Genomic DNA, 22,370 nt, shown 5'->3' on the forward strand with positions numbered 1-22,370 from the left:
CTGGATCAGGGAAAATGTGGGGAGGGGCGGTCCGGAGAGGGGAGGCCTGATCGGTAAACGTGTTCGGGAGGGTTTCGGGGTGCTGGTGTTGTCCGGCTTGCCGAACCTTTTTGGGTGCGGGTCCTTCACCTCGCAGGGGCCGGCCGGGCGCCGCCGGCCCTGGCGCGGGGGGTGTGTGGGCCGGCGGGTTCACCCGGGATGCGCGCCGTATGGCTTGGGTTTTCTCCGGGCAGTTCTCATCCAGCGGCGCCCACGGCCCGGGACGGGGCCGGACCGGCCGTGTCGTCATCGTGTTGGACTGCGGCAGCAGCCAGTGCGGCCACCGTCCCGTGAGTGAAGACGTCCCTGAGTGTGATGACCAGGCCGGCCTCGCGGGCCCGGGCCACCAGCTGGATCGAGGTGATCGAGTCGCCGCCCAGGTCGAAGAAGCTGTCGCCGGTCCCCACCTGCGGAAGACCCAGGACCTCGGCCAGCAGGCCGGTCAGCAGTTCCTCACGCGGGGTGCATGCGGCCCGCTCTGTCCGGCGGGTGCGGTACTCCGGTGCAGGCAGGGCCTTGCGGTCCAGCTTCCCGTTCGGTGTGAGCGGCAGCTCGTTGAGGACCATCAACGCCGACGGCACCATGTGGTCCGGCACGAGCGCGGCTGCATGCGCCCGCAGGGCATCGGTGTCCAGCACGGCCCCGGCTGCGGGTATCACGTAACCGGCCAGCCGTTTCACCCCCGGCTGGTCCTCCCGTACCACGACTGCTGCCTGTGTGACACCCTCGTATGCGCTCAGCGCGGCCTCGATCTCACCGAGTTCGATACGGAACCCGCGGATCTTGACCTGGTCGTCGTCCCGGCCGATGTACTCGAGGCTGCCGGCCCCGGTCCAGCGCGCCACGTCCCCGGTCCGGTACATCCGCGTTCCTGCCGGGCCGAACGGATCGGCGACGAACCGTTCGGCGGTCAGAGCGGCACGGTTGACGTATCCGCGGGCGAGTTGCACGCCGGTGAGATACAGCTCGCCCGCCACCCCGGTCGGAACCGGCTGCAGATCCGCATCCAGTACGTGCACACGGGTGTTCCACACCGGCCTGCCGATCGGGGCCGTACCCGAACCCGGCTCGATGGATGCGAAGGTCACATCGACCGAGGCCTCGGTGGGCCCGTAGAGATTGTGCAACGGCACACCGAGCAGCGCGTGGAAACGTTCCGCCACCCCCGCCGGCAGCGCCTCACCGCTGCACACCACACGACGCAGATCCGTGCAGTGCGCGGCCGACGGCTCCTCCAGGAAGGCAGCCAGCATCGACGGCACGAAGTGCACGGTGCTCACGTGCTGCCGGCGGATGAGGTCTGCGAGGTAGACCGGGTCCTTGTGTCCCTCCGGCCTGGCCACCACCAGCGCCGCACCCGTCATCAGCGGCCAGAAGAACTCCCATACCGACACATCGAAACTCGACGGGGTCTTCTGCAGCACCCGGTCCCCGGCGGTCAGCCGGTAGGTGTCCTGCATCCACAGCAGGCGGTTGGCGATACCGGCGTGCGGCACCACCACACCCTTCGGGCGTCCCGTCGACCCCGAGGTGTAGATCACATATGCCGGGTGAGCCGGATGGTAGGAGTCAGGCAGTTCCCCGGGCTCGCAGGCGTTGAGATCCTCGATGAACACCGACGGCACGCCGGACTCGGGCACGTGGACACCCCGTGTGGTCAGCACACACACCGCGCCGGAATCTGCGAGCATGAATTCCAGCCGCTGCGCCGGGTAGTCCGAATCCAGCGGCAGATACGCGGCACCTGCCCGCTGCACGGCCAGCAGTGCCACGACCAGCTCCACCGACCGGGCAAACGCCACGGCAACCACCGACTCGGCCCCGATGCCACGGCCCGCCAGCACCCTCGCCAGCCGCTCGACGCGCTCATCGAGCTCCGCATACGTCAGCGACTGCTCCTCGAAGGCCACTGCGGTCGCATCCGGGGTACGGGCCACCTGCGCACGGAACAGATCCGGCAGCGTCACCGCAGGCACCTCCCGGGCGGTATCGTTCCACCGCTCCTGCAGCTGCCGCTCCGCTGCTGACAGCAGGCCGGCACTGCTGTGGCCGGTATCGGGCCGCCGGGTCATCTCGGTCAGGACCGCGACGTAGTAGCCGTGGATCTGCTCGATCTGCTCCCTGGCGAACTGCCCCGTGTCGTAACTCAGGTAGAGGCCCAGGCGTCCGGTGGCACTGTCGACATGGAAATCCGCACTGAACGGAAAGTCGGTGAGCGCCACGCCGCCCACGATTTCGATGTCGCTGCTGCTTGCGGCATCGCGTTCGACATGGAAGTGGGTGTAGTTGAAGAACGTCTCGAACAGCGCCTGACGTCCGACGAGCCGTTTGATCTCGGTCATCGGATAGCGGCGGTGTTGCTGGATGTCACTGTCCAGATCGGCGGTCTGCCGGATCAGGTCGGTCCAGCTGCCACCGGTCAGCTGCCCGCGCACGGGCAGGGTGTTGAGGAACAGGCCCACGACCCGGTCGCCGTCCGGTTCCTCGGTGCGCCCGTTGTAGACCGCGCCGGTCACCACGTCCCTGGTACCCGCCAGCAGGCTCATGACCCGCAGATGCGCGGCCAGCACAATCGTGCGTTCCGCGACGCCGAGCGTCGCGGTCAGAGCGCGGATCCCGTCCTGCACCGGCAGGGGAATCGGCAGCCCGACGACGTCCTTGCCCGCCGCCTGGCCCGAGTCCGGTCGGCGAGGCAGCCGGGCGAAGGGCGCCCCGTCCATCTGGACGGCCCAGAACCGGCGGTCCGGCTCGCTTTCCAACGCGGCGAGTTCCAGGCGGACATAGGAACGAAAGCGTGCGGACACCGGCGGTGCGGTGTGTGTGCCGGCGTAGCGGTTGAGGAGCTCGGAGAACATCGAGCGCTCGCTCCAGCCGTCCATGATGGCATGGTGCTCGGCGACGAACAGCTGCATGGTGTCCTGCGACAGCCGCTGCACGTGGAAGCGGATCAACGGCGGCCGGGTCCAGTCGAACGGCGTTTGCAGCTCACGGTCGTAGCGTGCCTGGACGAGCGCCTCCTGGCCGGCCCGGCCCCGCAGGTCCTCCACGGTCAGCGGCAGCGGCACGGACTCGTGGACGAGCTGGACCGGCCGGTCGAAGCCCGTGAAAGCGAAGGACGTGCGGAGCAGCTCATGAGCTGCGACGAGCCCCGACACCGCCTCGCGCCAGGCCTGCTCGCTGAACGGCGCCGTGAACCGGTAGGACCCGATGTTGTGGTAGGCGGCCGACCTCTCGCTCTCCAGGACCATGCCCATCTGCAGCCGGGTCATCGGGTAGGCGTCCACCACGCCTTCGGGAACCGCCGCCCGGTCACCGCCCGGCAGCAGCGCGAACGGCTCCTCATCACTGCCGCTGCCGGCGTGCGCCTCGGCATCAGTGACGACACGGGCCAGGGAGCGGATCGTCGCATGGCGCAGGAGGTCGGCGATCTGGAAGTGCAGGCCACGCTGCCGGGCCAGCGCCAGCACCCTGATACTGCGGATGGAATCGCCGCCCAGTGCGAAGTAGTTGTCGTCGATACCCACCTCACAAAGGCCCAGGACTTCGGCCCACGCCTCGGCGAGGCCGGCCTCCACCGGGTCGCGCGGGGCCGTGTACTGAGCCGCCGCACCCCGCGCCGGCTCGGGCAGCGCCCGCCGGTCCACCTTGCCGTTCCCGGTCAGGGGGAATTGGTCCATGACGACCAGGTGCGCGGGAACCATGTAGTCCGGGAGCTTCGCCGCCAGCTGCTCACGCAGCGACCGGGCGTCCGCGTCGGTGACCGCGTAGCCGACCAGCTGATCCTGCCGATGCAGCACAACCGCCTGGGTGACTTCGTCGAGTGTGGCGAGTGCGGTTTCGATTTCGCCGAGTTCGATGCGGAAGCCGCGGATTTTGACCTGGTCGTCGGCGCGGCCGATGTATTGGAGGTTGTTGTCTGTGTGGCGTCGTACGAGGTCGCCGGTGCGGTACATGCGGGTTCCGGGCGGGCCGAAGGGGTCGGCGAGGAAGCGTTCGGCGGTGAGGCCCGGGCGGTTCAGGTAGCCGCGGGCGAGGCCTGCGCCGGCTACGTAGAGTTCGCCGGTCACCCCGGCCGGGGCGGGTTGCATGGTGGTGTCCAGGACGTAGAGGTTCAGGTCCGGGATTGAGCGGCCGATGATGCTGCCGTGGGCGTTGTCGACGGTTTCGGGGTCGAGCAGGGTGTGGGTGACGTGGACTGTGGTTTCGGTGATTCCGTACATGTTGACCATGTCGGGTCCGTCGTGCGGGTGGTCCCGGTACCACTGGCGCAGTTGGCTGAGGTCGAGTGCTTCGCCGCCGAAGATGACGGTGCGCAGGGCGGCCAGTGCGCCGGTGGGTGTGTCTTTCTCCTCGCGGAGCAGTTGGTAGAACGCCGAGGGGGTCTGGTTGAGGACGGTGACGTGTTCGCGGGCGAGGAGTTTCAGGAGGTCGGCGGGTGATCTGCTGGTCAGGTAGGGGACGATGACGAGGCGGCCGCCGGTCAGCAGGGGGCCCCAGATCTCCCACACGGAGAAGTCGAAGGCGTAGGAGTGGAATACCGTCCAGATGTCCTGGTCGCTGAAGCCGAACCAGTGGTCGGTTGCTCCCATCAGGCGTACGACGTTCTGGTGCGGTACCACCACGCCCTTGGGGCGGCCGGTGGAGCCGGAGGTGTAGATGACATACGCGGGGTGTGCCGGGGTGAGCGGGGACGGCCGGTCGGTGTCCGTGGGATCCGGGCAGGCGCCCGGGCAGGCATCCGTGTCCGTGTCGGGGGTGTTGGGTTCGTCGAGCAGGACGAACCCGGTGCCGCTTTTGCCGGCGGGCAGTTCTGGTGCGGTGTGCCGTGTGGTGACCGTGATGGCCGGTGCGGCATCGTCGAGGATGTATCTGATCCGTTCGGCCGGGTAACCGGGGTCGATCGGTACGTAGGCGGCGCCGGTTTTGAGGACTGCCAGCAGTGCGACGACCATCTGCGCCGACCGTTCCAGTGCGACGGCCACGAACTGTTCGGGGCCTGCGCCTGTGGCCAGCAGGCGGTGGGCCAGGCGGTTGGCCTGCGTGTTCAGTTCGGCGTAGGTCAGTTCCTGTCCTTCGAAGACCACCGCGGTCGCGTCCGGGGTGCGGGCCGCCTGTGCCTGGAACAGTTCCGGGAGTGTGGCCGGGGGCACGTGAGCGCAGGTGTTGTTCCACTCCGCTTCGATCTCGGCGCGTTCCTGTGCGGACAGCACGTCCACCCGGGCTACCGGCATCTTCGCGTCGGTGGTGAATGCTTTCAGGATCTGCTGGAGGCGGGTGGCCCACTGCTCGATGTCCTGGCGGTCGAAGATGTCGGGCCGGTAACTCAGTGCCAGGGTCATCCGGGCCCCGGGGAAAGCCGTCAGGCTGAGCGGGTAGTGCATGAGCCCCGCCCCGTCGTCGTGGTGCAAGGGACTCACGCGCAGGTCACCGGAGTGCCCGAGGGCACCGGTGTCCCAGGGCATGTTCTCGAACACGGTGGAGGTGTCGAACAGTTTGGTGAAGCCGGAGAGTTGCTGGATGTCGGCTAGGGGCAGGTGTGCGTGGTCCATGAGTGCGGTCTGCTGGTCCTGGATGCGGGCCAGGAGGCGGGTCAGGGTGTCGGCGGGGTCGATGCGGACGCGGACCGGGACGGTGTTCATCAGCAGCCCGACGATGTCCTCCACGCCGGGCAGTTCGGGGGGCCGGCCCGAGACGGTGGCGCCGAAGACCACGTCGCTCTGTCCGGTCATCCGCGACAGCATCACGGCCCAGGCGCCCTGGACCAGTGTGTTCAGTGTCAGGCCGGCCTTGCGTGCGGTGGCGGTCAGCGCGGAGGTGAGTTCCTCCGGCAGCTCTGTCACGACCATTTCGGGGGTCACGGAGGCGTGAGCGGTGTCGGCGGGAGCGACCAGTGTGGGTTCCTCCAGGTCGGCCAGTGCCCCACGCCATGCTGTCTGGGCTGCCTGCGGGTCCCGGCCGGCCAGCCATCTGAGGTAGTCGGTGAACGGGGTGACCTGCGGCAGTGCGTGGTGCTCCCCGTCGCCGGCGTAGAGGGCGAACAGGTCCTCCAGGACCAGGGGCACGGACCAGCCGTCGAGCAGGATGTGGTGATTGGTCATCATCAGTACGTGCCGGTCGGCGGCGAGGCGGACCAGGGTGAACCGGACCAGGGGTGCCGCTGCCATGTCGAACCGGCGGGCCTGGTCCTGGCTCAGCAGCCGCTCCAGCTCCTGCTGCTGGGGTGTGGCGTCCAGGGTGCTCAGGTCCGTCTCGGACCATGCAAGGTCCACGTCCCGTGCGATCACCTGCACGGTCTGGCCGGAGCGCCGTTGCAGGAATCCCGTGCGCAGAACGGCGTGCCGCTGCAGCAGCGCCTTCGCCGCGGCTCGCATGCCTTGCGCCCGCAGCGGTCCCTCGATCTTCATGGCCGACTGCGTGATGTAGGGATCCACCGTGCCCTCGTCGTACAGGGCGTGGAAGAGGAACCCTTCCTGCAACGGCGACAGAGGCAGAACCGCTTCAAAACCTGGCTGCTTCACTTCGACCTCCGCCATTGGGCGTGCATCATGTCCATTTCGTCTTCGTCCAGTTCGATCAACGGCACAAAGCTGCTTTCCTTGCCGGCCCCCGGCTCCACCGGCTCCGCATCCCGCACCACCCCGGCCAGCGCCGCCACCGTCCTGTGGACGAACACGTCCCGCGGGGTGAGGACCAGGCCGGCCTTGCGGGCCCGGGACACCAGCTGGATCGAGGTGATCGAGTCGCCGCCCAGGCTGAAGAAGCTGTCGTCTATGCCCACCGACGCCAGCCGCAGCACCTCGGCGAACAGGCCGGCCAGCAGCTCCTCACGCGGGGTGCGGGCCGCGCGGCTCGACAGAGCGGCAGCCGGCGTCGGCGCAGGCAGGGCTTTGTGGTCCAGCTTCCCGTTCGCAGTCAGCGGCAGCCTTTCCAGCACCACGAACGCCGAGGGCACCATGTAGTCCGGCAGCACTGCCGACAGCGAGTGGTGGAGCGCGGTGGTGTCGGTCTCGGCGGGTGTGTCAGTGATGACGTAGGCCACCAGGCGTTTGACACCCGGCTGGTCCTCCCGCACCACGACCGCGGCCTGGGTGACTTCGCCGAGTGCGGCGAGTGCGGTCTCGATCTCACCCAGCTCGATACGGAAGCCGCGGATCTTGACCTGGTCGTCGGCCCGGCCGACGAATACCAGCTCCCCGCCGGTGTTCCACCGCACCAGGTCGCCGGTGCGGTACATGCGGGTTTTGGGCGGGCCGAAGGGGTCGGCGAGGAAGCGTTCCGCGGTGAGGCCCGGGCGGTTCAGGTAGCCGCGGGCCAGACCCGTGCCGGCTACGTACAGTTCGCCGGTCACCCCGACCGGAACCGGTAGCAGGCCCGCGTCCAGCACATACATTCGCATGCCGTCCATCGGCCGGCCGATCGGCACCGTGTCCGCAACTTCCGCCGGCGACCGCAGCGGATGGCACGTGGCGAACGTCGTCGTCTCCGTCGGACCGTACACATCGGTGACCACGGTGCCCGGGCATGCCTCCAGCACCCGCCGCAGGGCCGGGGCCGGCACCAGGTCACCGCCGGTCCACACCTCACGCACCCCGGCAAAGGACGCCGCCGACTCCTGCGCCAGCAGCCGGAAGAGCCCGATCGTCATGAACAGGGCGGTAACTTCCTGACCGGTGATCACCTGCTCGAGTGCCGGGGCGTCGAGTTCGCCGGGCGGGGCGATCACGACGGTGCCGCCGGACAGCAGCGGCACCCACATCTCGTAGGTGGACGCGTCGAACGCGTGCGGGGAGTGCATCAGCACCCGCCGGTGCGCGTCCGCGCGGAAGCGGCGGTCCGCGGCCAGTGCCACCACGTTCGTGTGCGTGACCGCGACACCCTTGGGCACACCTGTCGACCCCGATGTGTACATCACGTACGCGAGTTGCCCGGGATGCCGGGCCACTGCCGGATCGTTCGACGGCATGTCCGCCGGCTTTGTGGTGTCGTCGACCACCAGCACCTGTGCCGCGTGGCCGAACTCCACACCGGCCGAGGCCCGGTCCGTCAGGAGGACCGAGGCCCCGGTGTCCGCCATCACCGCCCGCAGCCGCTTTGCCGGTGACCGCCCGTCCAGCGGCACGTAGGTCCCGCCGGCCTTCAGCACCGCCAGGGTCGACACCACCAGGTCGACCGACCGTTCCTGCAGCACGGCCACCCGGTCCTCGACACCCACCCCCGACCTGATGAGCAGGTGTGCCAGCCGGTTCGCGCGTGCGTTCAGCTCCGCGTAACTCAGCTCCTGCCCCTCGAAGACCACCGCGGTCGCCTCCGGAGTGCGCACCACCTGCGCCTCGAACAACCCCGCCACCGTGGCGGTGGGCAGCTCCACCTGGGTGTCGTTCCATTCCTCCAGCACACGGCGGCGCTCAGCCGCATCGAGGATGTCGATCCGGCCGATCGGTGTGCCGGGGGCCGTGACCGCGCTCTCCAGGATCCGGCCCAGCCACTGACACACCCCCTGCGCCCAGGCCCGGTCGAAGATGTCGGGCCGGTAGCTCAGTGCCAGGGTCATCCGGGCCCCGGGGAGAGCCGTCAGGCTGAGCGGGAAGTGCATGAACCCCGCCCCGTCGTCGTGATGCAAGAGGCTCGCCCGCAGACCGGCCAACGCCCCGAGGGCGTCGGTCTCCATGGGCATGTTCTCGAACACGGTGGAGGTGTCGAACAGTTTGGTGAAGCCGGAGAGTTGCTGGATGTCGGCCAGGGGCAGGTGTGCGTGGTCCATGAGTGCGGTCTGCTGGTCCTGGATGCGGGCCAGGAGGCGGGTCAGGGTGTCGGCGGGGTCGATGCGGACGCGGACCGGGACGGTGTTCATCAGCAGCCCGACGATGTCCTCCACGCCGGGCAGTTCGGGGGGCCGGCCCGAGACGGTGGCGCCGAAGACCACGTCGCTCTGTCCGGTCATCCGCGACAGCATCACGGCCCAGGCGCCCTGGACCAGTGTGTTCAGTGTCAGGCCGGCCTTGCGTGCGGTGGCGGTCAGCGCGGAGGTGAGTTCCTCCGGCAGCTCTGTCACGACCATTTCGGGGGTCACGGAGGCGTGAGCGGTGTCGGCGGGAGCGACCAGTGTGGGTTCCTCCAGGTCGGCCAGTGCCCCACGCCATGCTGTCTGGGCTGCCTGCGGGTCCCGGCCGGCCAGCCATCTGAGGTAGTCGGTGAACGGGGTGACCTGCGGCAGTGCGTGGTGCTCCCCGTCGCCGGCGTAGAGGGCGAACAGGTCCTCCAGGACCAGGGGCACGGACCAGCCGTCGAGCAGGATGTGGTGATTGGTCATCATCAGTACGTGCCGGTCGGCGGCGAGGCGGACCAGGGTGAACCGGACCAGGGGTGCCGCTGCCATGTCGAACCGGCGGGCCTGGTCCTGGCTCAGCAGCCGCTCCAGCTCCTGCTGCTGGGGTGTGGCGTCCAGGGTGCTCAGGTCCGTCTCGGACCATGCAAGGTCCACGTCCCGTGCGATCACCTGCACGGTCTGGCCGGAGCGCCGTTGCAGGAATCCCGTGCGCAGAACGGCGTGCCGCTGCAGCAGCGCCTTCGCCGCGGCTCGCATGCCTTGCGCCCGCAGCGGTCCCTCGATCTTCATGGCCGACTGCGTGATGTAGGGATCCACCGTGCCCTCGTCGTACAGGGCGTGGAAGAGGAACCCTTCCTGCAACGGCGACAGAGGCAGAACCGCTTCAAAACCTGGCTGCTTGTTCGTTCTGAGCCATTCGGCTTCCATGGCGGCCAGTTCGTCCCGGTCCAGTTCGATCAGCGGCACGGAGCCGCTCTGCTTGCCGGCCCCCGGCTCCACCGGCTCCGCATCCCGCACCACCCCGGCCAGCGCCGCCACCGTCCTGTGGACGAACACGTCCCGCGGAGAGATGACCAGGCCGGCCTTGCGGGCCCGGGACACCAGCTGGATCGAGACGATCGAGTCGCCGCCCAGATCGAAGAAGCTGTCATCGGCACCGACCCCGGACAGGCCCAGTACCTGGATGAACACCTCGGCCAGTGCCACTTCACGAGGCGTCTGCGGGGCACGGCCCGTTCCCGAGCCGGTGATCTCCGGAACCGGCAGGGCGGCCCGGTCCAGCTTGCCCGTGGCACCGAGCGGCAGCTCCCTCATCACCACCACCGCGGCAGGCACCATGTAGTCCGGCAGCTCTGCCGCGACACGCTCGCGCAACTCCCGCGGGCTCAGGTCCTCGACGCCGGCCGAAGCAACGACGTAGCCGACCAGACGCTTGAGGCCCGGCTGGTCCTCGCGCACCACCACGGCGGCCTGGGCCACCTCGGCAAAGCGGGCCAGCACGGACTCCACCTCGGCGAGCTCGATACGGAAGCCGCGCAGCTTGACCTGGTCGTCGGCCCGGCCGACGAACACCACCTCACCGTCCTCGGTCCAGCGGACCACGTCACCACTGCGGTACATCCGGGTTCCGGGCTCACCGTACGGATCGGCCACGAACCGGTCCGCGGTCAGGTCCGCCCGGCCCAGGTAGCCCCGGGCCAGACCCGCACCCGCGATGTACAGCTCGCCCGCCACCCCAGCCGGCACCGGCTGCAGTCCCGCGTCCAGCACGTACACGCGTGTGTTGCCCACGGGACGGCCGATCGAGGGCTGCGAGGAACCGTGCAGGGGGCGATACAGCGCATCGACGGTGGTCTCGGTGGGCCCGTAGAAGTTGAACGCGGCCGGACGCGAGACCTGCTGCAGTGTCTCCCACAGCGAGGAGCTCACGGCTTCTCCGCCCAGCAGCAGGACGTGGGGCCGGTGGGGCGCCTCCAGCAGCCCGCTCGCGACCAGTTGCTCGGCGAACGACGGGGTGGTGTCCAGCAGGTCGATGCGGTGCCTCTGCACATAGTCGATCACCGCCTCGGCATCGCGGCGCACATCGTCGCCGACGAGGTGGAGCTCGTGCCCGTTCAGCATCCACAACAGTTCGGCCCAGGTCGCGTCGAAGGACAGCGAGGCCGTCAGGGCGACACGGAACCGGGCCTGCCCGGAGGCTGCGACAGCCGGACCGTAGAGCGAGGAGCGATGCTGCTCGAACAGGTTCACCACGCCCGCGTGCCCGAGCACGACCCCCTTGGGGCGGCCGGTGGAGCCGGAGGTGTAGATCACCAGCGCCGGGTGCGACGGCCGCAGCGGCGACAGCCTGTCCGCGTCGGTCACCTCCGCGTCGGACACCGCGGCCAGCTCCGCTGACACTTCCGGGCTCCCGAGGAGCATCACAGGGGCCACCAGTTCCCCCGTCAGGCTGCCCCTGCTCTCCGCATCGGTGATCACCAGCGCGGGAGCGGCATCGGCCAGCATGTGGCCGACGCGTTCCGCGGGATAGCCCGGGTCGATCGGTACGTAGGCCGCGCCGGCTTTGAGTACGCCGAAGATGGCCACGACAGCGTCGACGCATCGCGACTGGACCAGGGCCACGGTTTTCTCCGGGCCTACTTCCCGGTCGATGAGCAGACGTGCCAGCCGGTTCGCTCGTCGGTCCAGCTCCAGGAACGTCAATGTCTGGCCGCCGAAGACCACCGCGGTCGCGTCGGGGGCGCGACGCGCCTGTGCCGTGAGCAGATCCGCCAGTGTCGTGGACGCGGCGGCGCCGACCCTTCCGCTCCACCCGCCCAGCAGCAGTTCTCGCTCCCCGGTGCCGAGCGTGTCCACCGCTCCCACTCGCGTGCCAGGAGATACGGCGAATGCTTTCAGGATCTGCTGGAGGCGGGTGGCCCACTGCTCGATGTCCTGGCGGTCGAAGATGTCGGGCCGGTAGCTTAGGCCGAGGCGCAGTCGGTGTCCGGGGAGTGCTACCAGGCCGAGTGGGTAGTGGGTGGCGTCGCGTCCTTCGATGTCGGTGACTTGGATGCCGGGTGCGAGTTCGGTGAGGGTTTCGCTGTCGAGGGGGTAGTTCTCGAAGACGACGGTGGTGTCGAAGAGTTCGCCGTGTCCGGCGGTGCGCTGGATGTCGGCGAGCTGGATGTGCTGGTGGGTGATGAGTGCGGACTGCTGGTCCTGGATCCGGGCCAGGAGGCCGGTCAGGGGTTCGGCGGGGTCCAGTCGGGCCCTCACCGGCAGGGTGTTGATGAACAGGCCGATCATGTTCTCCACTCCGGCGAGTTCTGCCGGGCGGCCGGAGACCGTTGCGCCGAAGACCACGTCCTGTTTGCCGGTCATCCGGGAGAGGAGGACTGCCCAGGCTCCCTGGACCAGGGTGTTGAGTGTCAGTCCCGCGGCTCGTGTGGCTGTGGTGAGTGCTGTGGTGAATTCTTCGCTCAGTTCGATGTCGACCTGTTCGGGCAGGACCGGTTCGCGGTCGCTGCCGGCCGGGGCGAGGAGTGTGGGTTCCTCCAGGCCGGCCAGTGCCTGACGCCAGGCCTCCCGGCCTGCCTCCCGGTCCTGTGCGGTCAGCCACTGCAGGTAGTTCTTGAAGGCGGGGGCCGGTGGCAGGGCGGAGCTGTCCTGTTTGTAGAGGGTGAACAGTTCACCGATGACCAGTGGCAGGGACCAGCCGTCGAAGAGGATGTGGTGGCTGGTGAAGACCAGTACGTGCCGGTCGGCGGCGAGCCGGACCAGGGTGAAGCGCAGCAGTGGGGCGGTGGTCATGTCGAACCGGTGGATGCGGTCCTTGTCGAGCAGGTGCTGCAGCTGTTCGTGCTGCTGGTGTTCGGGCAGTGCGGTCAGGTCTGTCTTGCTCCACGGCAGTTCGGTCCGGGGGGCGATGATCTGGATCGTCTGCCCGGATCCGGCCTGGACGAATGCGGCTCGCAGGTTCGGGTAGCGCTCCAGCAGGGCCTGGCCCGCAGCCTTCAGGGCGTGTTCGTCGAGGTTTCCGTTCAGGTGCAGGGCGAACTGTGTGTTGTAGACGTCGACGCTGTGTTCGTCGTTGTTGTAGAGGGCGTGGAAGAGCAGACCGTCCTGCAGGGGTGACAGTGGCAGGATGTCAGTGACGCCGGTGGCGGTGTGCTGGGCTTCCAGTTCCTCGATCTCTTCCTGGCCCAGGGTGACCAGGGGCAGGTCTGAGGGGGTCAGTCCGCCGGTATTGGGTTCTGCCGCGTGTGCGGCAAGCGTCCGCAGTGCGGTGAACCAGTCTTCCGCCAGCTCACGCACTTCCTTCTCGGTCAGGACGGCGTTGGGCCAGGACCAGGACGCCACCAGCCGCGGACCGTCGGGGTGGTCCTCGGTCAGCGCGTTGACCTCCAGAACATGCGGCACAGGCCTGGTCTCATCCGCGCCCGATCCCAGAGCCGCTGCCTCCGGCGCTGCTGCCCAGTCCGTTGTGCTGCCTTCACTGGCGGCGGGGAACCGGCCGAGGTAGTTGAACCCGATCTGCGGGCGGCTGCCCGCGGCCAGCACAGGTGCGGTGCCGGCGTTGAGATGGCGCAGCAGGCCGTAGCCGATACCGTTGTCCGGCACCGCACGCAACTGTTCCTTGACCGCCTTCAACGCCCCCGCCAGAGCAGGCCCGTCACCCACACCCGCCGCCCCGGGCACAAGACGCACCGGATACGCGGAGGTGAACCAACCGACCGTGCGGGACAGATCCACACCCGCGACGATCTCCTCCCGGCCGTGACCCTCCAGATCGATCAGTACCCCGGAGCCGGTGTCCGCACCACGGCGTCGCGTCCACTCGTTCACTGCCGCACCGAGTGCGGTCAGCAGGACGTCGTTGACATGTGCGTGGAACGCTGCGGGCAGCGTGGTCAGCACCGGCGTGACCACCTCTGCCGGCAGCACCAGTTCCAGCGAACGCACTGTTGCCGCAACATCCCTTGCCGGGTCCAGTGCCCGCCCGGTCAGCAGCGATGCGTCACCCGCAACCATTGATGACCACAGGCCGAGCTCGGCGACACGGCCGGGCTCGACAGCCTCCCGGGCAAGCCGGCCGGCCCACGTCCGCAGCGATGTCGGCACCGCGTCCAGCACCGGCCGGCGCCCGGCGACCACCTGCTCCCACGCCGAGCGGAGATCCGGCAGCAGGATGCGCCACGACACCCCGTCCACAGCCAGGTGATGCACCATCACCAGCAGCCGGCCCGGCACCTGCGGTCCCGCATCGAACCACACCACCTGCACCATCACACCCGACTCAGGCGCCAGCCGTCCCTGAGCTGCCCGGGTCTCCTCGGCCACCACCTCACGCAGCACCCCCGCCCCCGCCCCCCGGACGTCGACCCGGGTCAGGCACTTCGCTGCCGGCACCGCACCGGCCGGTGCGATCTCCAGTTCCCAGCCGTCCTGACCGCGGGACAGCCGCATGCGCAGGGCGTCATGCCGGTCCAGCACCGCCTGCACGGCCGCAGTCAGGTCCTCCAGACCTGCCTCGGCAGGTGCCTGCACCAGCATCGACTGGTAGAAACCGTCGACCGGACCGCCCTGCTCACGCAGCCAGTGAACGATCGGGGTCAGCCCCACCGCACCGACACCCGCACCCACCGCCTCGGCAACAACCTCATCCAGCTCCCTGGCAACCCCGGCCAGCGCCGCCACAGTCTTGTGGACGAACACATCCCGCGGAGAGAGGACCAGGCCGGCCTTGCGGGCCCGGGACACCAGCTGGATCGAGACGATCGAGTCGCCGCCCAGATCGAAGAAACCGTCATCGATCCCCACACCCGCAAGACCCAGAACCTCGGCGAACAGACCGGCCAGCAGCTCCTCACGCGCAGTACGCGGCGCCCGGCCCGACACGGAAACCGTCACCTCCGGCGCAGGCAGCACCCTGCGGTCCAGCTTCCCGTTCGCAGTCAGCGGCAGCTCATCCAGCACCACGAACGCCGACGGCACCATGTAATCCGGGACCATCGCAGCTACATGCGCCCGCAGAGCATCCACATCCAGCACAGCCCCGGCCGCCGGCACCACGTAACCGGCCAGCCGTTTGACACCCGGCTGGTCCTCCCGCACCACGACCGCGGCCTGGGTGACTTCGTCGAGTGTGGCGAGTGCGGTTTCGATTTCGCCGAGTTCGATGCGGAAGCCGCGGATTTTGACCTGGTCGTCGGCGCGGCCGATGTATTGGAGGTTGTTGTCTGTGTGGCGTCGTACGAGGTCGCCGGTGCGGTACATGCGGGTTCCGGGCGGGCCGAAGGGGTCGGCGAGGAAGCGTTCGGCGGTGAGGCCCGGGCGGTTCAGGTAGCCGCGGGCGAGGCCTGCGCCGGCTACGTAGAGTTCGCCGGTCACCCCGGCCGGGGCGGGTTGCATGGTGGTGTCCAGGACGTAGAGGTTCAGGTCCGGGATTGAGCGGCCGATGATGCTGCCGTGGGCGTTGTCGACGGTTTCGGGGTCGAGCAGGGTGTGGGTGACGTGGACTGTGGTTTCGGTGATTCCGTACATGTTGACCATGTCGGGTCCGTCGTGCGGGTGGTCCCGGTACCACTGGCGCAGTTGGCTGAGGTCGAGTGCTTCGCCGCCGAAGATGACGGTGCGCAGGGCGGCCAGTGCGCCGGTGGGTGTGTCTTTCTCCTCGCGGAGCAGTTGGTAGAACGCCGAGGGGGTCTGGTTGAGGACGGTGACGTGTTCGCGGGCGAGGAGTTTCAGGAGGTCGGCGGGTGATCTGCTGGTCAGGTAGGGGACGATGACGAGGCGGCCGCCGGTCAGCAGGGGGCCCCAGATCTCCCACACGGAGAAGTCGAAGGCGTAGGAGTGGAATACCGTCCAGATGTCCTGGTCGCTGAAGCCGAACCAGTGGTCGGTTGCTCCCATCAGGCGTACGACGTTCTGGTGCGGTACCACCACGCCCTTGGGGCGGCCGGTGGAGCCGGAGGTGTAGATGACATACGCGGGGTGTGCCGGGGTGAGCGGGGACGGCCGGTCGGTGTCCGTGGGATCCGGGCAGGCGCCCGGGCAGGCATCCGTGTCCGTGTCGGGGGTGTTGGGTTCGTCGAGCAGGACGAACCCGGTGCCGCTTTTGCCGGCGGGCAGTTCTGGTGCGGTGTGCCGTGTGGTGACCGTGATGGCCGGTGCGGCATCGTCGAGGATGTATCTGATCCGTTCGGCCGGGTAACCGGGGTCGATCGGTACGTAGGCGGCGCCGGTTTTGAGGACTGCCAGCAGTGCGACGACCATCTGCGCCGACCGTTCCAGTGCGACGGCCACGAACTGTTCGGGGCCTGCGCCTGTGGCCAGCAGGCGGTGGGCCAGGCGGTTGGCCTGCGTGTTCAGTTCGGCGTAGGTCAGTTCCTGTCCTTCGAAGACCACCGCGGTCGCGTCCGGGGTGCGGGCCGCCTGTGCCTGGAACAGTTCCGGGAGTGTGGCCGGGGGCACGTGAGCGCAGGTGTTGTTCCACTCCGCTTCGATCTCGGCGCGTTCCTGTGCGGACAGCACGTCCACCCGGGCTACCGGCATCTTCGCGTCGGTGGTGAATGCTTTCAGGATCTGCTGGAGGCGGGTGGCCCACTGCTCGATGTCCTGGCGGTCGAAGATGTCGGGCCGGTAGCTTAGGCCGAGGCGCAGTCGGTGTCCGGGGAGTGCTACCAGGCCGAGTGGGTAGTGGGTGGCGTCGCGTCCTTCGATGTCGGTGACTTGGATGCCGGGTGCGAGTTCGGTGAGGGTTTCGCTGTCGAGGGGGTAGTTCTCGAAGACGACGGTGGTGTCGAAGAGTTCGCCGTGTCCGGCGGTGCGCTGGATGTCGGCGAGCTGGATGTGCTGGTGGGTGATGAGTGCGGACTGCTGGTCCTGGATCCGGGCCAGGAGGCCGGTCAGGGGTTCGGCGGGGTCCAGTCGGGCCCTCACCGGCAGGGTGTTGATGAACAGGCCGATCATGTTCTCCACTCCGGCGAGTTCTGCCGGGCGGCCGGAGACCGTTGCGCCGAAGACCACGTCCTGTTTGCCGGTCATCCGGGAGAGGAGGACTGCCCAGGCTCCCTGGACCAGGGTGTTGAGTGTCAGTCCCGCGGCTCGTGTGGCTGTGGTGAGTGCTGTGGTGAATTCTTCGCTCAGTTCGATGTCGACCTGTTCGGGCAGGACCGGTTCGCGGTCGCTGCCGGCCGGGGCGAGGAGTGTGGGTTCCTCCAGGCCGGCCAGTGCCTGACGCCAGGCCTCCCGGCCTGCCTCCCGGTCCTGTGCGGTCAGCCACTGCAGGTAGTTCTTGAAGGCGGGGGCCGGTGGCAGGGCGGAGCTGTCCTGTTTGTAGAGGGTGAACAGTTCACCGATGACCAGTGGCAGGGACCAGCCGTCGAAGAGGATGTGGTGGCTGGTGAAGACCAGTACGTGCCGGTCGGCGGCGAGCCGGACCAGGGTGAAGCGCAGCAGTGGGGCGGTGGTCATGTCGAACCGGTGGATGCGGTCCTTGTCGAGCAGGTGCTGCAGCTGTTCGTGCTGCTGGTGTTCGGGCAGTGCGGTCAGGTCTGTCTTGCTCCACGGCAGTTCGGTCCGGGGGGCGATGATCTGGATCGTCTGCCCGGATCCGGCCTGGACGAATGCGGCTCGCAGGTTCGGGTAGCGCTCCAGCAGGGCCTGGCCCGCAGCCTTCAGGGCGTGTTCGTCGAGGTTTCCGTTCAGGTGCAGGGCGAACTGTGTGTTGTAGACGTCGACGCTGTGTTCGTCGTTGTTGTAGAGGGCGTGGAAGAGCAGACCGTCCTGCAGGGGTGACAGTGGCAGGATGTCAGTGACGCCGGTGGCGGTGTGCTGGGCTTCCAGTTCCTCGATCTCTTCCTGGCCCAGGGTGACCAGGGGCAGGTCTGAGGGGGTCAGTCCGCCGGTATTGGGTTCTGCCGCGTGTGCGGCAAGCGTCCGCAGTGCGGTGAACCAGTCTTCCGCCAGCTCACGCACTTCCTTCTCGGTCAGGACGGCGTTGGGCCAGGACCAGGACGCCACCAGCCGCGGACCGTCGGGGTGGTCCTCGGTCAGCGCGTTGACCTCCAGAACATGCGGCACAGGCCTGGAATCGTCATTACCCGCACTCAGCGTCGCGGCTTCCGGCGCTGCTGCCCAGTCCGTTGTGCTGCCTTCACTGGCGGCGGGGAACCGGCCGAGGTAGTTGAATCCGATCTGCGGGCGGCTGCCCGCGGCCAGCACGGGTGCGGTGCCGGGGTTGAGGTGGCGCAGCAGGCCGTAGCCGATGCCGTTGTCCGGCACCGCACGCAGTTGTTCCTTGACCGCCTTCAACGCCCCCGCCAGAGCAGGTCCGTCACCCACACCTGCCGCCCCGGGCGCAAGGCGCACCGGATACGCGGAGGTGAACCAACCGACCGTGCGGGACAGGTCGACGCCTGCGATGGTCTTCTCCCGGCCGTGACTCTCCAGGTCGGGGCCTGCGATGTTTTCTTCCCGGCCGTGACTCTCCAGATCGATCAGTACCCCGGAGCCGGTGTCCGCACCACGGCGTCGCGTCCACTCGTTCACTGCCGCACCGAGTGCGGTCAGCAGGACGTCGTTGACATGTGCGTGGAACGCTGCGGGCAGCGTGGTCAGCACCGGCGTGACCACCTCTGCCGGCAGCACCAGTTCCAGCGAACGCACTGTTGCCGCAACATCCCTTGCCGGGTCCAGTGCCCGCCCGGTCAGCAGCGATGCGTCACCCGCAACCATTGATGACCACAGGCCGAGCTCGGCGACACGGCCGGGCTCGACAGCCTCCCGGGCAAGCCGGCCGGCCCACGTCCGCAGCGATGTCGGCACCGCGTCCAGCACCGGCCGGCGCCCGGCGACCACCTGCTCCCACGCCGAGCGGAGATCCGGCAGCAGGATGCGCCACGACACCCCGTCCACAGCCAGGTGATGCACCATCACCAGCAGCCGGCCCGGCACCTGCGGTCCCGCATCGAACCACACCACCTGCACCATCACACCCGACTCAGGCGCCAGCCGTCCCTGAGCTGCCCGGGTCTCCTCGGCCACCACCTCACGCAGCACCCCCGCCCCCGCCCCCCGGACGTCGACCCGGGTCAGGCACTTCGCTGCCGGCACCGCACCGGCCGGTGCGATCTCCAGTTCCCAGCCGTCCTGACCGCGGGACAGCCGCATGCGCAGGGCGTCATGCCGGTCCAGCACCGCCTGCACGGCCGCAGTCAGGTCCTCCAGACCTGCCTCGGCAGGTGCCTGCACCAGCATCGACTGGTAGAAACCGTCGACCGGACCGCCCTGCTCACGCAGCCAGTGAACGATCGGGGTCAGCCCCACCGCACCGACACCCGCACCCACCGCCTCGGCAACAACCTCATCCAGCTCCCTGGCAACCCCGGCCAGCGCCGCCACAGTCTTGTGGACGAACACATCCCGCGGAGAGAGGACCAGGCCGGCCTTGCGGGCCCGGGACACCAGCTGGATCGAGACGATCGAGTCGCCGCCCAGATCGAAGAAACCGTCATCGATCCCCACACCCGCAAGACCCAGAACCTCGGCGAACAGACCGGCCAGCAGCTCCTCACGCGCAGTACGCGGCGCCCGGCCCGACACGGAAACCGTCACCTCCGGCGCAGGCAGCACCCTGCGGTCCAGCTTCCCGTTCGGTGTGAGCGGCAGCTCTTCCAGCACCACGAATGCCGAGGGCACCATGTAGTCCGGCAGCAGTGCCGACAGTGAGTGGTGGAGGGCGGTGGTGTCGGTCTCGGCGGGTGTGTCAGTGATGACGTAGGCCACCAGGCGTTTGACGCCGGGCTGGTCCTCCCGTACCACGACTGCGGCCTGGGTGACTTCGTCGAGTGCGGCGAGTGCGGTTTCGATCTCGCCGGGTTCGATGCGGAAGCCGCGGATCTTGACCTGGTCGTCGGCGCGGCCGACGAATACCAGTTCTCCGCCGGTGTTCCACCGCACCAGGTCGCCGGTGCGGTACATGCGGGTTTTGGGCGGGCCGAAGGGGTCGGCGAGGAAGCGTTCGGCGGTGAGGCCCGGGCGGTTCAGGTAGCCGCGGGCCAGGCCCGTGCCGGCGATGTAGAGTTCGCCGGTCACTCCGACCGGAACGGGTTGCAGGCCCGTGTCCAACACGTACGTTCGCATGCCGTCCATCGGCTTGCCGATCGGTACGGTGTCCGCAACTTCCGCCGGCGACCGCAGCGGGTGGCAGGTGGCGAACGTCGTCGTCTCCGTCGGGCCGTACCCGTCGGTGACCACGGTGCCCGGGCATGCCTCCAGCACCCGTCGCAGGGCCGGGGCCGGCACCAGGTCACCGCCGGTCCACACCTCACGCACCCCGGCAAAGGACGCCGCCGACTCCTCCGTCAGCAGCCGGAACAAGCCGGCCGTCAGCCACAGCGCCGAGACACCCCCGCTTCTGATCACCTGTTCGAGTGCCGGGGCGTCGAGTTCGCCGGGCGGGGCGATCACGACGGTGCCGCCGGACAGCAGCGGCACCCACATCTCGTAGGTGGACGCGTCGAACGCGTGCGGGGAGTGCATCAGCACCCGCCGGTGCGCGTCCGCGCGGAAGCGGCGGTCCGCGGCCAGTGCCACCACGTTCGTGTGCGTGACCGCGACACCCTTGGGCACACCTGTCGACCCCGATGTGTACATCACGTACGCGAGTTGCCCGGGATGCCGGGCCACTGCCGGATCGTTCGACGGCATGTCCGCCGGCTTTGTGGTGTCGTCGACCACCAGCACCTGTGCCGCGTGGCCGAACTCCACACCGGCCGAGGCCCGGTCCGTCAGGAGGACCGAGGCCCCGGTGTCCGCCATCACCGCCCGCAGCCGCTTTGCCGGTGACCGCCCGTCCAGCGGCACGTAGGTCCCGCCGGCCTTCAGCACCGCCAGGGTCGACACCACCAGGTCGACCGACCGTTCCTGCAGCACGGCCACCCGGTCCTCGACACCCACCCCCGACCTGATGAGCAGGTGTGCCAGCCGGTTCGCGCGTGCGTTCAGCTCCGCGTAACTCAGCTCCTGCCCCTCGAAGACCACCGCGGTCGCCTCCGGAGTGCGCACCACCTGCGCCTCGAACAACCCCGGCAGCAGTGCCGACGCGTTCGTGGGGGCCGTCTCGCCGGCTCCCCAGGCAGACAGGAGACGTGTGCGCTCATCGGCATCGAGCAGGTCGATTCGCCCGATCGGTGTGTGGGGATCGGCTGATGCGAACGCCTCCAGGACGCGCAGGAAGCGCTTCTGGTGTGCAGCTACTTCCGACTCGTTGTAAAGGCTCGGGTTGGCGTCGAAGATGACGGTCAGGCCATTCCCGTCGGACCGCTCCAGAACGGCGAGGGCAAGGTCCTGCACCGGGCCGTTGGAGATGTTGTGCGCGGTGACGGAGTGCGTTCCGAATCGCAGGTTGAAGTCGAACGGCATGATGTTGACGGACAGGCCGAACACTCCTGCCCCGTCGTCGACCAGCTTCAGATCGCGTCGTACGTCCTCGTACCGGTACCGCTGGTGTCGCAGCGCCTGCCGGACCTCCTGTGAAGCGGCCCGAGCCAGTTGGGACAAGGACTTCCCCGGATCGACCGCGAACCGGAGCGGCACCTGGTTCGAGGTCACTGCGGGGATATTCCGCAAAGCGGCCGGCCTGGCGGCCACGGCCATGCCCAGGGTCAGATCGTCGGCTGCTGTCATCCGGTGCAGATAGGCGGCGGCTGCGCCGATCACCAATGCCGACCAGCTGGTCCGCGCCCGGCGTGCGCTGTCTCGCAAGGCATCAAGGGTGGATTGCGGCACCTGCGCCGTGAGGCGCAGGTGCCCCTGTGCGGACACCGGCTCGGATCGCGTGGCCAGGGTCACGCTGCCGGGCAGGCCCGTCAGCCGTTCTTGCCAGAACCGGCGATCGCGCTCGAACTCCTCTGAACGACGGTAGGACGCGTCCTCCTCCAGGAGCGTCTGGAGCCGTCCGAACGAGTTCTGTGCGTTCGGCGCACCCGCGGACAGTGAGGTGTACTCCTCGGAGATGCGGCGGAGAAACGCAGCGCTGCTGAACCCGTCGATCAGAATGTGGTGATAGCGGTAGTACAGGAAGAACTGGTTGTCCGCCGCCTTGATCAGGGCCATCCGCCACAGGTCGTCCTTGACGAGGTCCAGGGGCGTGGACGTGTCGGTCCGCATCCAGGCCCAGGCAGTTGCTGTCGGATCCTCCTCGCCACTGAAGTCCCACGTGCCCAGGGTGGGATCGGTCTCGTCGGCAAGCCACTGGTACGGGCCGTCAGCGTCTTCCCCCAGCCGGATGTGCAGCGTTTCGATGTCCGCCGCGGACCGGCTGAGCGCCGTCTGGAGCAGGCCGGCGTCCACCGGACCGTGAATTTCCACGCACTCGCTGATGTTGTACGCAACCCCGGTCGGATCCAGATGATGGGCGATCCAGATACCGGTCTGGGGTGCCGAGAGCGGCCAGGAGCCGTTTCGCGAGAAGGACATCGTCATCAACTTTCGAGGCAAGAGCTGGTGAGGAAGCGGG

At 68.6% G+C, this 22,370-nt stretch carries 2 protein-coding genes; both read right to left on the reverse strand.

The window, feature by feature from the left end; all coding sequences use genetic code 11:
• Positions 1–236: 236 nt before the first annotated feature.
• Positions 237–6,572 (reverse strand): non-ribosomal peptide synthetase, encoded by a 6,336-nt coding sequence (locus tag OG507_RS38945; RefSeq protein WP_327371810.1) that lies wholly within the window; start codon positions 6,570–6,572, stop codon positions 237–239.
• Positions 6,554–22,330, reverse strand: coding sequence for a non-ribosomal peptide synthetase (locus OG507_RS38950; RefSeq protein ID WP_327371811.1), 15,777 nt, complete (start codon positions 22,328–22,330; stop codon positions 6,554–6,556). The genes OG507_RS38945 and OG507_RS38950 overlap by 19 nt, the downstream gene beginning before the upstream one ends.
• Between the last annotated feature and the right edge of the window lie 40 nt (positions 22,331–22,370).

The organism is Streptomyces sp. NBC_01217, from assembly GCF_035994185.1.
Classification (GTDB): Bacteria; Actinomycetota; Actinomycetes; order Streptomycetales; family Streptomycetaceae; genus Streptomyces.

Bases quoted from the DNA above. Each gene is read 5' to 3' on its own strand.
- OG507_RS38945 (WP_327371810.1), bottom strand. From the start codon at position 6,572: ATGGCGGAGGTCGAAGTGAAGCAGCCAGGTTTTGAAGCGGTTCTGCCT.
- OG507_RS38950 (WP_327371811.1), bottom strand. From the start codon at position 22,330: ATGTCCTTCTCGCGAAACGGCTCCTGGCCGCTCTCGGCACCCCAGACC.